The sequence below is a fragment of the Cupriavidus consociatus genome (assembly GCF_017814975.1).
Classification (GTDB): Bacteria; Pseudomonadota; Gammaproteobacteria; order Burkholderiales; family Burkholderiaceae; genus Cupriavidus; species Cupriavidus consociatus.
Map to the genome: position 1 here is coordinate 49,093 of NZ_JAGIQA010000029.1, position 14,707 is coordinate 63,799.

Sequence of the window (14,707 nt, forward strand, 5' to 3'; positions counted from 1 at the left end):
CGTGTCTGCAAAAAAAAAGACAAATGAAAAAGAACGTCGATACCATCTATTACCTCACCCCGATGCAACGGGGCATGCTCCATCATTCGCGGCTCGATCCGGCATCGGGCGTATACGTTGAGCAATTCTCGTGTGTGCTGACGGGTGTACTCGATGTCGGGAGATTCCGTCACGCGTGGGAGACGGTTGCCAATCGTCACGACGTGCTGCGGACGCTGTTCATCCGCCTGCAAGCGGAGTCGCCGATGCAGGTTGTCTGTAAGCAGGTGGAGGTGCCCTTCGCACTGGAAGACTGGCGCGCGCTCGCCACCGCGGAGCAGGATGCGCGCTTCGACGCGATGCTGGCTGACGATCGCGTGCAGGGATTCGACTGGAGTATGGCGCCGCTGATGCGCCTGTGGCTCGCCGAGCTCGGGCCGCAGCGCTATCGCTTCCTTTGGACCTATCACCACGCTATCCTAGATGGCTGGTCGATGCCCGTCCTGCTAGAGGAAGTGTTTCGGATCTACGGCGGCGAAACCGCGGCGGCCTTACCCCCGAAGCGGACCGATTTCCGTGACTATGTAGCCTGGCTGCGGAAGCAGGATCCCGCCTCGGGCGTGGATTTCTGGTCATCACTGCTGGCCGGTTACAGGCGGCCGCTCGAGTTCGCACCATCAATGCGCCCAGATGCGCGGGCCGCTGCGGCGTACGGCGGCGAGCGCACCGCCACGGTGTTCGTCAGGATGCCGGTCACATGGGCCACACAAGCCGCGCAAGCCTGCCGCACCCATAAGTTGACACTCAACGCGCTGTGCCAGGGGGCTTGGTCTGCGGTGCTTGCACGCTACGCAGGCCGTGAGGACATCGTCTATGGCATGGTGCTGTCAGGCCGGCCCCAGATGTTGGCGGGTGCTGAGACAATGGCAGGGCTGTTCATCAACACGCTGCCCATACGCGTCCGGCTCGAGCCTGACCAACCAGTGGCCGATTGGCTGCGAGCGCTGCAAACGCAGACGATGCGGGTGGACCAGTATGTGCACAGCGCGCTGACCGACGTACTGCAACGCGCCGAGACGCCACGCCAGACGGCGCTGTTCGACACGATCTACGTTTTCGAGAACTATCCGGGGCAGGGGGTCTTGCGGGAGGTCGTGGGCCGGTGCGGACTCTCGGTGGACGACCTGCGTGCCGTCGAGCGAACAAACTACGCGCTGGCGTTGATCGCGGTGCCAGAAGACGGTCTCGCATTCCAGTTGACGTATGACCGGTCGCGGCTCTCGCATGCGGCTGTTACGCGCTTGGCGGATCAGTATCGCGCGATGCTGGAGCGTATCGTGCATGTCGGCGGCGAGACCGTAGCAGCGCTGTCGCTTGCCGCCCCCGGGCAGGCGAGCATCCCGGCATCGGCGCCAGCAGCGCAGTCTCCGGCCGCGACGTCCTTTCTGGCATTACTGGACCGGTACGTCGACGAAGCGCCGAGCCGTTGCGCCTATGTGGGCCCCAGTCAACAACTTGACTTTACGGCGCTGCGTCAGCGCGTGCACCATGCCATCGGGCACTGGGCTGCGCTCGGCTATCGTCCCGGCGATCGCGCGGTGCTGCTTGGTGATGATGAGGCGTCATTGCTTGTGATGCTGCTCTCCGGCATGGCCGCCGGCGTGGACTGCCTGCTGCCGGATGCAGACGTGCCGCGCGATGCGCTGCTGGCTGACGTTGCAGGTTGGGCCGGGCCGAGGGCGGTGCACGGTATCGTCTCAAGTTGCGACGGGTTGGCGCCCTCGAGCCATCTGCAGTATGCCATCTTCGATGTCGACGCCACGCATGCCTTGCCGGTCAATGTGTCCGCCGTGGGCGGAGCCTGCTCACTGGTGACTCGGGATGAGGCCGGCGACTGGATGCTCGTGCGGTACCGTGAAGCACAGATTGTAGCGGCAGCGGAGCGGTTTGCCGCCACGTATCCTGTGCGCGACGCGCGCGCGGTGGCCGTCGCTGGCGGTTGCCTGACGCATGCACCACAAATTTGGACCACTCTCGCAGCGATCGGCGCTGGGGGGGCGCTGCACAGCTTCCCCGTGACGACAACCGAGTCCTTGCTGCAGCACGCCGCTACCGGAGCATGGCACTGCGTCTGCCTCGACGGTCCGCAGACACGGCAGCTCGGCCGTTTGGCTGGATCACTGGCGGACGTATTGGTGGAAACGGACTACTGGCTGGCCGACGCTGGCGCCCTGACATGGGCCGGTGCGCGTTCCTTGTCGCGGCTGGCTCCCCAGGCACGGCGCATTCGTGAAACGCGCTGGCCGCCGGCCGCGATGGCACACGTCAGCTTCGAGGTCAATGGCGATCCGGCAGGGAGCGAGGCGTGGCCCTCCAATCTTGGACAAGGTGGCGCGGGTTTTGGCGTGCGCGTACTGGACGTACACGGCAACTTGACCGGCCTGGACGCCTTCGGTCAGATGGTGGTAACAGGGCCCACGGTACCGGATGCCCTGTTGCACAACGGCATGGACTACCGTCGTGGGCTGTCGGCGACGGCGGACAGTGAGATGCTGCACACCGGGATGACGGCCTGGTTATCGGCGATCGGCATCAGCGTGGTGCTTCCCGACACGCGTTCGGCACTGTCCGCGCCGATGGCGGAACAAACGGCCATCGAAGCGGCGATCGCGCGCGAAATTGGCGTAAGCCGTGTCGCGCTTGTCGAGCGGTTGTCGGCCGACGGGGACTGGGAGCTAGCGCTGTTCCACGCTGCGCGAGAGCCGCTCGCCCGCGACGGCTTCGAGGTACGGCTCAAGTTCGCCTGCGAGCGAACGGGCATCGAACCGGGTAACGTGACAGAACTCGACGAGTTCCCGTTGCGGGGCGCGGCCATCGATCGAGAAGCATTGCTGCGTGGCGATTTGAAAGCAATACGGGATGACGCGAATTCGTCGCCCGTCGATGCGATCGAGACGGCCCTGCATGCGATATGGTGCGCGCTGCTCAAGCGCGATCGCATCGGCACGGAGGAGAACTACTTCGAGCTCGGCGGCGACTCGTTGCAGGCGACTGTCATGCTTTACCAGGTGGAGGAGCGCCTGTCGGTGTCAGTTCCGATCGAGGCCTTCATCGAGCGGCCGACCATTGCTGCACTGAGCGCCCGGATCCGGGATGGTGGAACTGCCAACGACCGGCTGCCGCCGGACCTGGCCGCGGACGCGGTCCTTGCAGCCGACATCGTTCCCGCGCAATGCTACGAGCCGGCTGCGCCTACGCATGTGCTGCTGACGGGAGCGACCGGCTTCCTCGGAGTCCACCTGCTGGCGGAGCTGCTGAATCGGACCGAAGCCATCGTTTACTGCCTGGTGCGCGCGGCCGATACAGAATCCGGCACGGCGCGCCTTCAGGCAGCGATGCGATCGCACGGTCTGTGGGACGCGAGTCAAGCCTGGCGTGTTGTTGCCGTGCCCGGCGAGTTGGGCAAGCCCTCGTTCGGCTGGACGCCGCAGCTGTTCGCTGACATGGCGCAGCGGATCGACACGATTTACCACAACGGCGCAACGGTTAATTTTATTTATCCCTACATTTCGTTGAAGGCGGTCAACGTGACGGCGACCGAGGATGTGTTGCGCTTCGCGTGCACGTCCCGTATCAAGCCCGTGCACTATATCTCCACGGTCGGCGTCCTGGACCGAATGGCGGATGACATCCCCGATACCCTAAACGTGACCCTGCACGAGCGGCTGACTGGCGGCTATGAACAAAGCAAATGGGTGGCCGAGCAGCTCGTGGCCGCTGCTACCACCCGTGGCCTGCCGGCGACCATCTATCGGCCATCGCGTATTGTCGGCCATTCGGTCACGGGCAACATGAACACCGACGACCTGTTCTGCCGGCTGATCAAGGGCATCGTGTTGTTTGGTAAGGCGCCGGTTCGGACCGGCTACGACAACATTCTGCCCGTCGACTTGGTCAGTCGCATTGTGGTCCAAGCGTCGCTTCATCCAGAGGCGCATGGGAAAGCCGTGCACGTCGTGAATCCGAACTGGAACGACATGGACGCTCTGTTGGATCTAATCGAGGCACTGGGCTATTCGCTCGAGCGGCTCGACTATGAGACATGGCTTGCGCAGCTCGCTACCTTCGTCAGGAACGACACGGAGCATCCGCTTGCCATGCTCATTCCGGTCCTGAAGAAGCTCAACCCCGTCGTTGATCCATCCGTAGGCAGACGCTTGCCGATCTCGACCGCTAACCTCATAACCTTGGCCGGGAGCGTGCTGGAAGAGGCTATGCAGCCCGTGGACGAGTGGTTGCGGACCTGCTTTCAGTATTTCCGTACGAGCGGATACCTGCCGGCACCCGGCGCCACGGTCAATCCGTAAGGAAATCCGCATTGCACTGAACACCAACGCCAAGCGTGCGCTATCGACCATCGCTCAGGCTTTGCAGGGAGAGCATCATGATTTCCGCCTTTAAACAGAAGGTCTATGCCTTTGTCGCAAAGCACGGCTACTCGTACCGTAGCTATGTGCTTTCCATTCTGTTCCTGCCGCCGGCTGCAATCTATATCGCGTGCAAGAAGCCTGGTCTGCCAGTGAGCGGACGTGTTGCGCTTGGCATCACGGGCGTAGTCGCACCGCCTATAGTCGGCGCGGCCACGCTAATGTTGATCAAGACGGCGGTGGAGACCGTCCGTCAAGCCCTTTGACCCGGCGCGCGGCAAGCCTCGGCCTTCAGGCCAGGTAAGGATAGCGCGGACGCCATAGGCGTCCTTTGGGCGGTCAGTGCGGCGTCTGCTGCTGTTCGCGATGTACTGGCGGATGATTTCGATGCGAGCGCCTCCGCAGCTGCCGGCAAAGTACGACGGCGACCACAGCGTACCGCCCCACAGCTACTTGCGAATGCTTGGGCAGCGCTTCTTGCAGATCATGCGGCTGGACACCGCCCTTTAGGCTGTTCACCAGCGCCGAGACGGCGACCTTGGGTGGGTTGATGCACGACCCGCCGAGGTCCAGAAAAACCGCATCTTGTCTGGTCATTCTTCGAGGCCCCGTTTGTCGCCAATTGAAGTTTCGACCGCTGGCCACGGCTTTGAGCACCGCGCGCATGGGCTTCTTGTGCCACGGCCCATCGGCGCGCTTGGTCCAGACGCCATTGTCGAGCACGGTGGCCACTACGCGCGCTATCGCCACGAAGAGCCGCGCATTCCGATCAAATGCAAGATATCGGGCATAATCGCCGCCGTCACAGGTACTTGAGCCAGGCAATGTCACGGCGCCGCGCCTTCAAGCCGGCGAAGGCATGCACGGCAGGGTACAGGGCGAACGCGAGCGCGATGGCGCAGGCCCACACCATCCAGACAGCCTCGAAGCCGAAGAACTTGCCCTGGTTCAATCCCCACACGGCCTCGGCACCGAGGTATAGAAACTTGAGCACGTAGAGGTGTAGCACGTAAAAGAACATGGGCGCCGCGCCGTACACTGCCAGCGGGGTAAGCCAGCGCGCATGCGGCCGAAGCTCGAAGGCGCGCAGCACGAGCAGGCCAACTCCCATAGTGAGTGCGATGAAGAGTAGCGATGGCGGGTACTTGGTGACGTTGACAAAGCTCATAGCAGTGGTGAGCGCCGTATCGCCGGCCTCCCAAGGCTTGTCGCCGTAGAGGTTGAGGGTGCGCAGCAGCACGAAATCCACGAGCAGGCCCGACCCCCAAGACAGCAACTGCCGCCGGCGCAGTACCGTATCAGCCCCAGACGTGAACCAGGGGCCGGCCGCATAGCCCAGCGCGATCACGCCGATCCAGGGCAGCAGCGGATACGAGGTGCGCAAACGCAATGTCTCGGAGACCTCGATCCAGCCCCGGTCGTGCAGTACTGCCCAGGGAACGTGAAGCATATGATCAGCAGGGAAATGCAGGCCGTCAACTAGATTGTGCCCTGCCACCAGTGCCAGGCCCAGCACGATCAGCGAACGGCGCGGCAGCCACACCAGCGCCGCAAGCGCGAGCATGGACAAGCCGATGACCCAAATCACCTGCAGGAACACCGCGGCGGGCGGGAACTGGAAAGTCCAGGCGAAGTTGATCACCGTGACTTCGAGTACCACAAGGAACAAGCCCCGCCTCCAGAGAAACGACGAAGCCGCTGCGCGGCCGCTAGCCTGTCGGTTGCCGTAGAGGAATGCCGAAAGTCCTGTAAGGAACACGAACACGGGCGCGCACAGGTGTGCCAGCAGGCGGCTGAAGAAAAGATCGGGCGGCGCGTCCACCACGACCATCGGGTCGGGGACCTGATGGTGCAAGTAGAAAGTCTCGCGCACATGGTCCAGCAGCATGAACAGGATAACGAGGCCGCGCAGGGCATCAATGGACCGAAGGCGAGCGGTCGCGGCGGCGGCCTTATTCGCGATGCCCGGGACACTTGGCTGGACAGACAGTGAATTAGAACTACATGACATTCTGGGGTCCTACCGAAAACCAAAATGATAACGATTCGCGGATTCCAATAGTACGCATGGACGCTTTTTTTAAATCTCCTCTCTAGGTGCTGTAGCCGCGCGCACTCCCAGTTTCACTATCACAGCATGTAAAACGATCGCTTCCCAAGGTCTGCGCAGAAGCCAGTCGAGCGCAGCTCAGGTATGGCAGCTTGTCGGTCAAGGTGGCCTCCACGAAGTCCCAGAGCTGGCTGGGGTCAGTCCGGGCGTAGGCCGCCATTGTTCGGTCGTGCCCGAGCCGCGCCTGGGCGTCGGGCAGCGGCTACCCTGGTGATCGACCACGAGGGTGCGCGCGTAGGCGTGGCGTAACCAGCGCGGGGAAGCAGCGCGCCGCAGCATGAAGTCTACCGAAGATGGACGCTGGCACCAGTGCAGAATGGTCGATCTCAAATACATACATCCGTGAATGTATATATAATCAGTCCATACGGCAGAGAGAGGATCGCACCTAATGAATCAGCAGAGGATCGTCATCGTGGGCGGTGGCGTGGCTGGCCTGGAAGTCGCGACGGCGCTCGGGCGACGTTTTTCGCGTGGGAACGGTAAAGCATCAATTACCCTCATCGATCGCGATTCCGCGCATGTCTGGAAGCCGATGCTGCATACCATCGCGGCTGGCACGCGCGACATCTTCCAACCGCAAACTGTTTACCTCGCCCAGGCGCGCGATGCCGGCTTTGCCTACCAGCTCGGCGAACTGTGCGGCATCGACCGGACGACCCGCGAGCTACTGCTCGCGCCGCTCCATGCACCGGACGGCCGGCTGCTCGTCCCCGCGAGGCGCATTCCTTATGATGCGCTGGTGATTGCCGTGGGCAGCGAAGCCAATGACTTCGGCACCCCTGGTGTGGCCGCGCACTGTTTTCGAATCGATTCTCGCCTGCAGGCTGACGCATTCAACCGCGAGGTGCGCATCCGCATGCTCCAGTGCCTTGCGCAGGACGGCACGTTGTCAATCGGCATTGTGGGTGGGGGCGCCACTGGGGTTGAGTTGGCAGCAGAGTTGGTACAGCTAGTGGAATCGGCGGCGGCCTACGGCGCACAGAGCCTTGCCTCGCGCCTCTCAATCACCCTGATCGAAAGCGGGCCCCGTCTGCTCGCGGCCTTCCCCGAGGACATCTCCGCCGCTACCCTCGTCCGGTTGGAGTCGATCGGGGTTCGGGTGCGTACCGCCACGCGCGTTACCGAGGCGACGGCAGACGGGTTTTCGCTCGAGGGCGGCGGCCAAGTAGCAGCCACGATCAAGGTGTGGGCCGCCGGCGTCAAGGCGCCTGGCTTCCTCGCGCAGGTGGATGGCCTGGAAACGACCCGAGGCCACCAACTCGTGGTGCAACCTTCTCTGCAGAGCACTCGCGATCCTCACATTTTTGCTATTGGCGACTGCGCCAGCCTGAGGCTGCCCGGCACTGAACGGCCGCTGCCGCCAACAGCTCAGGTCGCCCACCAGCAAGCCCAGCACCTGATCCGGCATCTGCCAGGCGCCGTGCTGCGGGACGAACCCATTCCCGCGTTCGTCTACCGCGATTTTGGCTCACTGGTCTCGCTTGGCGATTACGATGCGTACGGCTCGCTCGGCAAGTTCGGCCTGTTCAAAGGTGTCACCATCCGCGGACGGCTGGCGCAACTCAGCCACACGATGCTGTACCGCAGCCATCAGTCGCGGCTCTATGGCTTTTGGCGGGGCGGCCTGTTGTGGCTGGTCGACCGGCTCAACGCGCGGCTGCGGGCGCCGATTCGCCTAGATTGACAGAATTGGGACAATGCCGGCGAATATGGCTGCGGTGCATAGCCCCTCATCGCTCTTGTGTACGAAACCCTTTAGCAAGTTTCGATTCGAGATACTGTTACAAACAGAGTCCTCCTCGGGCCGCCGCCGAAACGCTGGACCAACCGGTGGACGTCATCAATGCGGCCGTCATAATCAGACGATAGGGAATCGCCCGCTCAGCCATTCAGGTTCCACACGCCTCGGCCGGGCAAGCGCCCGGCATTCCTATGTGCGACCAGCTTCTTGTACAAGGCCGCCCGACTGATGCCGATGCTTGCGGCAGCGCGAGCCACGTGGCCCGAACTTGCCGCCAGTGCGCGGACGAGATAGGCGGCTTCGAACTGGGCCATCGCTTCGGCATAACCAAGCTCTGGAGGGGGCTGAATGAGCGCTTCCGGAGCCGCGGGTTGCGCCGGCAATGATCCCGGATCCTGTACAACTCTCAAGCCCAGCAGAGATGCCAGCGTGCTGTCATCCACCTCGCCAGTATCGTGCATCATCACCAGCCGCTCGAGGATGTTGCGCAATTGGCGCACATTGCCAGGCCAATCATATTGGACAAGCATTTGCAGTGCGGCCTGCGTCAGCGCAGGGGCGTCGCGCTCCGCGCGCGTGCAAATCTCTTCCAGCATGGCATACACCAGAGGCAAGAGATCAGGCTGGCGCTGCCGCAGTGGCGGCAGGCAGATTGGCAGCACATTGAGCCGGTAATATAGGTCCGCACGAAACTTGCCGGCTTCCACCAAGGCTGGCAGATCGGCCGAGGTGGCGGCGATGATGCGCACATCGGAGCGGATGATGCGGTTCGAGCCGATGGGTTCGATCTCTTTCTCTTGCAAGGCACGCAGTAGTTTGCTTTGCAGCATCAGAGGCATGTCCCCAATCTCGTCGAGGAACAGTGTGCCCCCATCGGCCAGCTCGAACTTGCCCATACGGCCTTTGCGCTCTGCGCCGGTGTAAGCGCCGGGCGCCGCGCCGAAAAACTCTACTTCGAGCAATGTCTCGGGAATGGCCGCCATATTGAGTGTCACCAGCGGCCGCCCCGCGCGCGCCGAGGCGGCGTGAATGGCATGGGCCAGCAGTTCCTTGCCGGTGCCAGTCTCGCCCAGCAGCAACACCGGTGCATCGGCTTGTGCGGCACGGCGCGCCATCCGTTTGACCTCCAGGGTCGCGGGGCAGTTGCCAACGAAGCTGGCAAAGGTGTACTTGGCGCGCCGCGTCTGTTCGAGCGTACGGCGCGTAGCCATCAATTCTTCCCGCACGCGCGTGTAATGTGTGAACAGCGGGGTGAGCGACTTGAGCTCGTCGAAGAGGGCAAAGCCAACCGCGCCGATTGTATTGCCGTCGTTGTCCTTGATCGGCAGTCGCATCACGATCATCGGATCCTGAGGGGTCTCGAGGATATCGAGCAGGATGGGCTTACCCGTCTTGACCACCTGGCGCATCAAGCTGTTCGGAATGACCTTTTCGCACTCCAGGCCGATAGCCGCCTGTGCGTCCTCGAAACCGAATCGTGCGGCATACCGTTTGTTGATCCACACAACGCGCGCGTTCGTGTCTACCACGATGGTTCCCTCGCTGAAGTTTTCGAAGGTCCTGAACAGCGATTCCATGGCGCGCCGGGCAACGGCATCGTAATTGCCCAACATGCTGCTGTCTTCCGCCTCGCGCGATCTGCTCATCATTTATCTCCGTATAGAGACTAATTCTCACATAAAAGACTGTCTTTTATCAATTTGTCTATGTTCCGAGAATTTTTGGTGCGGCATGACGAGCTGTAGTGTCTTATGAGCCATATATTTGCCTGGCATGAACGGTGCATTGATGCCGTGCCCTAGACGGTTTTGCTCGCTCTGGGCAAATACGTGCGCGGCGGTTAGCCGACCCCGCCATGACACGATGCAACCAAGAAAAAATCCTCGTGGAGACTTCATGTCATTTGTTGTTGTCGTTGCAGCCCTTGCTTTTCTGATGCTCGCCGCTTACCGCGGTTACAGCGTCATTCTGTTTGCTCCTCTGGCCGCGCTCGGCGCCGTGGCCCTGACGGAACCGTCCGCTGTCGCCCCAGCATTTACGGGCATCTTTATGGAGAAGATGGTCGGTTTCGTGAAGCTGTATTTCCCGGTGTTCCTGCTGGGTGCCGTCTTTGGCAAAGTCATTGAGCTGTCGGGCTACTCTCGCTCCATCGTCGCAGCCGCAATCCGCTATATCGGCAGCGCGCGCGCCAACGCTGTGATTGTTGCCGTGTGCGCCTTGCTGACCTATGGCGGGGTATCGCTCTTCGTGGTGGTGTTTGCCGTGTATCCGTTTGCGGCGGAGCTCTATCGCCAGAGCAATATTCCCAAACGCCTGATGCCCGGTGCCATCGCACTTGGCGCTTTCTCGTTTACGATGGACTCTCTGCCGGGTACGCCGCAGATCCAGAACATCATTCCTACGACGTTCTTCAAGACCACTGCATGGGCCGCGCCAGTGCTTGGCGTGGCTGGAGCGCTGTTCATCATTATCGTGGGCCTCGGCTACCTCGAATGGCGGCGGCGTGATGCATTGAAACGCGGTGAAGGCTATGGCACCTCGCTTCTGAATGAGCCGGAACCGGTGCATACGCTCCATCTGCCAAATCCGTTGCTCGCCATGGCGCCGCTGGTGGTGGTTGGTGCGTCCAACTTTGTGCTGACCCGAATGATTCCACAATGGTATGGCGCACAGAGCAGCGTCGCCTTGCCCGGGCTGGCCAAGCCAGTCACGCTGCCGACCGCAACAGTGACCGCCATTTGGGCAGTTGAAGGTGCTTTGCTGCTGGGTATTGCATTTGTGTTGCTAACCGCATTCGGCGCCGTGCGACAGCGATTCTCCGAGGGCACGAAGACGGCTGTCGGAGGCGCGCTGCTGGCGTCGATGAATACCGCTTCGGAATATGGGTTTGGTGGCGTGATTGCGGCGCTCCCGGGTTTCCTCTTCGTAGGCGACGCTCTCAAGAGCATTCCAGATCCGCTAGTTAATGCCGCTGTTTCGGTGAGTTCCCTGGCAGGTATTACGGGATCGGCCTCGGGGGGAATGAGTATTGCTTTGGCGGCCATGGGCGACACATTCATCCATGGAGCCCAGGCGGCCGGCATTCCGCTTGACGTATTGCACCGTGTTGTATCGATGGCCAGCGGCGGCATGGACACGCTGCCACACAACGGCGCGGTGATTACGCTGCTGGCTGTGACCGGCCTGACGCACCGCGAGTCATATCGGGACATCTTTGCCGTCACGCTGATCAAGACGCTGGCTGTCTTCTTTGTCATCCTGGTCTTCTATCTGACTGGGCTCGTCTGACCACGCCATGCATGTGCGAACGCTTTCGCGCATGCAGTAACCGATCCCTCTACTGCAGATTTCTATGACATCCCTGAACGGAAAAACCGCGCTCGTCACCGGCTCAACCAGCGGCATCGGCCTGGGCATCGCGCAAGTGCTGGCTCAGGCCGGCGCCAATATCGTACTCAATGGCTTTGGAGACTCGGATGCTGCGCTCGCTGCCATTCGGGCAACCGGTACCGAAGTTATCCATCACGCCGCCGACATGCGAAATTCGAAGGAAATTGAAGCCATGTTTGCCGTGGTGCATGAGCGCTTCGGCGCAGTGGATGTACTGGTGAATAACGCGGGCATCCAGCATGTGTCACCGATTGAGACCTTTGACGCCCAAAAATGGGACGACATCATCGCCATCAACCTGAGCTCTGGGTTCCATACAACTAGGCTGGCGCTGCCTGGCATGCGTACGCGCAACTGGGGCCGGATCATCAATATTGCTTCGGTGCACGGCCTGGTTGGATCTGCTGGCAAGTCGGCCTACGTAGCAGCCAAGCATGGGCTAGTGGGATTGACGAAAGTCACCGCCCTGGAAACGGCGCTCACTGCTGTGACCTGCAACGCTATCTGTCCAGGCTTCGTACTGACGCCATTGGTGCAGCAGCAAATCGACGATCTGGCCGCAAGGGAAAGGCTGTCTCCGGACGATGCTCGGGCGCGCTTGCTTGGCGAAAAGCAGCCGTCCGGCCGGTTCGTGACGCCGGAGGAGCTCGGGAACCTGGCGCTGATGCTCTGCTCCCCCCAGGCGGCCGAGGTGCGCGGCGCGACGTGGGTGGCTGACGGCGGGTGGACCGCCCAGTGAACTGCTAATCCCGATAGCGGCGCGAACAGCGCAAGCTTCCCGCAACTCTGGTGGGGAGCACACGACTGACAGAGCAGGTAGGAGTCCTTCGCGCCATGCATCGCAACATCTTTCACCGCAGCGCTTTCGAGCACCGCAAATCATGAGTACGCAGCAAAACAAATTCTCTCACGTCAAGCCGGGCGACACCGAGTTCACCAGCGGTGGCCTGCGCGACTTCTTCATTTATCGTTACCTTGGCATTGCGCAGGCAACCGGTGGCAAGGTCATTGCCCATCTGGTACGCGCCAACAGTGCTCCTGAGGCAGGCACTGGGTGGCATGTTCATGGCGCCGACTTTCATATCGTTTATATGCTCAAGGGCTGGGCGAAGTTCATGTACGAGGACAAGGAAACCTTGGTCGAAGCGGGAGACTGTGTGCATCAGCGACCGGGTATCCGCCATTTTCTGTTCGACTACTCGGCCGATATGGAATACCTGGAAGTCGTTGGCCCCGCCGCGTTTACCAGCGTGGGTGTAGAGGGTCCGTGTGCGGTGCCGGCGCCAGGAGAATGGTGACGCCTCGCGTTGGTTCGAGGCTAAGGGGTTAGGGCGGTAAATCGGCGTGTTGCGCTCACCATCAGCAAGCGCCCCGCACCTAATGACATCACCGGACTGACACTGAAAGAAATCAGGACGAGAAGCGGGATTTAGCTCGCTTCCCGGTGGTGCCCGACACAATCCGGCAACAATCCATAACAGGGGCAGGCAGGAGACAATGAATCAACACGAAACCATTCTTCAAACGCGGAACCTCACCAAGGAGTTCAAGGGGTTCACCGCGGTGAGCGACGTCAACCTACAGGTGCGCCGCGGCTCGATCCATGCATTGATCGGGCCCAACGGCGCGGGCAAGACCACTTGCTTCAACCTGCTCACCAAGTTCCTGGAGCCGACCACCGGCACCATCGTATTCAACGGCATCGACATCACCCGCGAGAAGCCCGCGCAGATCGCGCGCCGCGGCGTGATCCGCTCGTTCCAGATCTCGGCGGTGTTCCCGCACCTGACGGTGATGGAGAACGTGCGCATCGGGTTGCAGCGCCAGCTCGGCACCGCTTACCAGTTCTGGCGCAGCGAGCGCTCGCTCGATGTGCTCAACGACCGCGCCATGGAGCTGCTCGAGCAGGTGGGGCTGACCGAGTTCGCGCAGACGCTGACGGTGAACCTGCCGTACGGTCGCAAGCGCGCGCTGGAGATTGCCACCACGCTGGCGATGGAGCCCGAGCTGATGCTGCTCGACGAGCCCACGCAGGGCATGGGCCACGAGGACGTGGACCGCGTCACGCAGCTGATCAAGAAGGTCTCCGCGGGGCGCACCATCCTGATGGTCGAGCACAACATGAGCGTGGTCTCGTCGATCGCCGACAAGATCACCGTGCTGCAGCGTGGCGCGATCCTGGCCGAGGGCCCTTACGCCGAGGTGTCGAAGGACCCGCGCGTGATGGAGGCCTACATGGGCACGGCCGATGCCGAGCTGCAGGGCGCGCACTGAAGCGGGGGACGATATGATGAGCACCAACAACACACCCGCACTCGAAATCAAGGGCCTGCAGGCCTGGTACGGCGAATCGCACATCCTGCACGGCGTTGACCTCACCGTGAACCGCGGCGAAGTGGTCACGCTGCTGGGCCGCAACGGCGCCGGCCGCACCACCACGCTGCGCGCGATCATGGGCCTGACCGGCGCGCGCAAGGGCTCGATCAAGGTCAACGGCAACGAGACCATCGGCCTGCCGACGCACAAGATCGCGCACTACGGCATCGGCTATTGCCCCGAAGAGCGTGCGATCTTCTCCAGCCTGTCATGCGAGGAGAACCTGCTGCTGCCGCCGCAGCTCAAGGGCAAGTCGGGTAAAAGCGCGGGCATGAGCGAAGCCGAGATCTACGACATGTTCCCCAATCTGAAGGAGCGCCGCCAGAGTCAGGGCACGCGCCTGTCGGGCGGCGAGCAGCAGATGCTGGCGGTCGGGCGCATCCTGCGCACCGGCGCCAATCTGCTGCTGCTCGACGAGATCTCGGAAGGGCTGGCGCCGGTGATTGTGCAGGCGCTGGCGCGCATGATCCGGATGCTCAAGCAGAAGGGGTACACGGTGGTGATGGTTGAGCAGAACTTCCGCTTCGCCGCGACGCTGGCCGACCGCTTCTACGTAATGGAGCACGGCAGCATCGTCGAACGCTTCGATGCCGGCGAACTGCAGGCAAAGATGCCGGTGCTGCATGAACTGCTCGGGGTCTGACGCACTGAGGTATTTCCAGACATCAAACTAGTGGCATG

Annotated in this window: 10 protein-coding genes and 2 pseudogenes; 8 read left to right on the forward strand and 4 right to left on the reverse strand. The window is 61.9% G+C overall.

Going from position 1 to position 14,707, the window contains the following annotated elements:
* The first annotated feature begins 23 nt into the window (after positions 1 to 23).
* Both J8I82_RS29935 and J8I82_RS29940 read left to right on the forward strand, forming a co-directional pair.
* The gene (locus tag J8I82_RS29935) at positions 24 to 4,346 is read left to right on the forward strand and encodes a thioester reductase domain-containing protein (RefSeq protein WP_209763086.1); all 4,323 of its coding nucleotides are present in this window, start codon (positions 24 to 26) and stop codon (positions 4,344 to 4,346) included.
* 77 nt (positions 4,347 to 4,423) lie between these two features.
* On the forward strand, positions 4,424 to 4,672 hold the full coding sequence (locus tag J8I82_RS29940; RefSeq protein ID WP_209763088.1) for a hypothetical protein: 249 nt from the start codon (positions 4,424 to 4,426) through the stop codon (positions 4,670 to 4,672).
* A gap of 73 nt (positions 4,673 to 4,745) precedes the next feature.
* Here the strand turns inward: J8I82_RS29940 and tnpA are convergent.
* From tnpA to J8I82_RS38600, 3 genes and pseudogenes are all read right to left on the reverse strand, one after another.
* A pseudogene (gene tnpA, locus J8I82_RS29945) lies at positions 4,746 to 4,952 on the reverse strand (IS200/IS605 family transposase); the annotation flags it as partial.
* A 256-nt stretch (positions 4,953 to 5,208) separates the two neighbouring features.
* On the reverse strand, positions 5,209 to 6,417 hold the full coding sequence (locus tag J8I82_RS29950) for an acetyltransferase domain-containing protein (protein WP_209763089.1): 1,209 nt from the start codon (positions 6,415 to 6,417) through the stop codon (positions 5,209 to 5,211).
* A gap of 82 nt (positions 6,418 to 6,499) precedes the next feature.
* Positions 6,500 to 6,792 (reverse strand): annotated as a pseudogene (locus J8I82_RS38600) (hypothetical protein); the annotation flags it as partial.
* Between the two features lie 115 nt (positions 6,793 to 6,907).
* Here J8I82_RS38600 and J8I82_RS29955 point away from each other — a divergent pair.
* The gene (locus J8I82_RS29955) at positions 6,908 to 8,203 is read left to right on the forward strand and encodes an NAD(P)/FAD-dependent oxidoreductase (protein ID WP_209763091.1); all 1,296 of its coding nucleotides are present in this window, start codon (positions 6,908 to 6,910) and stop codon (positions 8,201 to 8,203) included.
* Positions 8,204 to 8,400: 197 nt separating this feature from the next.
* Here J8I82_RS29955 and J8I82_RS29960 read toward each other — a convergent pair whose 3' ends face one another.
* Positions 8,401 to 9,906 carry a sigma-54 interaction domain-containing protein gene (locus J8I82_RS29960; protein ID WP_209763164.1) on the reverse strand — a complete coding sequence of 502 codons (1,506 nt, stop codon included), beginning with the start codon at positions 9,904 to 9,906 and terminating at the stop codon, positions 8,401 to 8,403.
* Positions 9,907 to 10,156: 250 nt separating this feature from the next.
* Here J8I82_RS29960 and J8I82_RS29965 point away from each other — a divergent pair, with 250 nt between their 5' ends.
* From J8I82_RS29965 to J8I82_RS29985, 5 genes are all read left to right on the forward strand, one after another.
* Complete coding sequence (locus tag J8I82_RS29965) at positions 10,157 to 11,548, forward strand: GntP family permease (protein WP_209763094.1); 1,392 nt, start codon at positions 10,157 to 10,159, stop codon at positions 11,546 to 11,548.
* A 64-nt stretch (positions 11,549 to 11,612) separates the two neighbouring features.
* Positions 11,613 to 12,389: a 3-hydroxybutyrate dehydrogenase gene (locus tag J8I82_RS29970; RefSeq protein WP_209763096.1), complete on the forward strand. Its 777-nt coding sequence runs from the start codon at positions 11,613 to 11,615 to the stop codon at positions 12,387 to 12,389.
* Positions 12,390 to 12,531: 142 nt separating this feature from the next.
* Positions 12,532 to 12,948 carry a cupin domain-containing protein gene (locus J8I82_RS29975; protein ID WP_209763098.1) on the forward strand — a complete coding sequence of 139 codons (417 nt, stop codon included), beginning with the start codon at positions 12,532 to 12,534 and terminating at the stop codon, positions 12,946 to 12,948.
* Positions 12,949 to 13,147: 199 nt separating this feature from the next.
* Positions 13,148 to 13,924 (forward strand): ABC transporter ATP-binding protein, encoded by a 777-nt coding sequence (locus tag J8I82_RS29980; RefSeq protein ID WP_209763100.1) that lies wholly within the window; start codon positions 13,148 to 13,150, stop codon positions 13,922 to 13,924.
* Positions 13,925 to 13,940: 16 nt separating this feature from the next.
* A complete protein-coding gene (locus tag J8I82_RS29985) occupies positions 13,941 to 14,669 on the forward strand; it encodes an ABC transporter ATP-binding protein (protein ID WP_209763167.1) in 729 nt (242 codons plus the stop codon).
* The last annotated feature ends 38 nt before the right edge of the window (positions 14,670 to 14,707 follow it).

Bases quoted from the DNA above. Each gene is read 5' to 3' on its own strand.
- J8I82_RS29960 (WP_209763164.1), bottom strand. From the start codon at position 9,906: ATGAGCAGATCGCGCGAGGCGGAAGACAGCAGCATGTTGGGCAATTAC.
- J8I82_RS29970 (WP_209763096.1), top strand. From the start codon at position 11,613: ATGACATCCCTGAACGGAAAAACCGCGCTCGTCACCGGCTCAACCAGC.
- J8I82_RS29955 (WP_209763091.1), top strand. From the start codon at position 6,908: ATGAATCAGCAGAGGATCGTCATCGTGGGCGGTGGCGTGGCTGGCCTG.
- J8I82_RS29935 (WP_209763086.1), top strand. From the start codon at position 24: ATGAAAAAGAACGTCGATACCATCTATTACCTCACCCCGATGCAACGG.
- J8I82_RS29980 (WP_209763100.1), top strand. From the start codon at position 13,148: ATGAATCAACACGAAACCATTCTTCAAACGCGGAACCTCACCAAGGAG.
- J8I82_RS29965 (WP_209763094.1), top strand. From the start codon at position 10,157: ATGTCATTTGTTGTTGTCGTTGCAGCCCTTGCTTTTCTGATGCTCGCC.
- J8I82_RS29950 (WP_209763089.1), bottom strand. From the start codon at position 6,417: ATGTCATGTAGTTCTAATTCACTGTCTGTCCAGCCAAGTGTCCCGGGC.
- J8I82_RS29985 (WP_209763167.1), top strand. From the start codon at position 13,941: ATGAGCACCAACAACACACCCGCACTCGAAATCAAGGGCCTGCAGGCC.
- J8I82_RS29940 (WP_209763088.1), top strand. From the start codon at position 4,424: ATGATTTCCGCCTTTAAACAGAAGGTCTATGCCTTTGTCGCAAAGCAC.
- J8I82_RS29975 (WP_209763098.1), top strand. From the start codon at position 12,532: ATGAGTACGCAGCAAAACAAATTCTCTCACGTCAAGCCGGGCGACACC.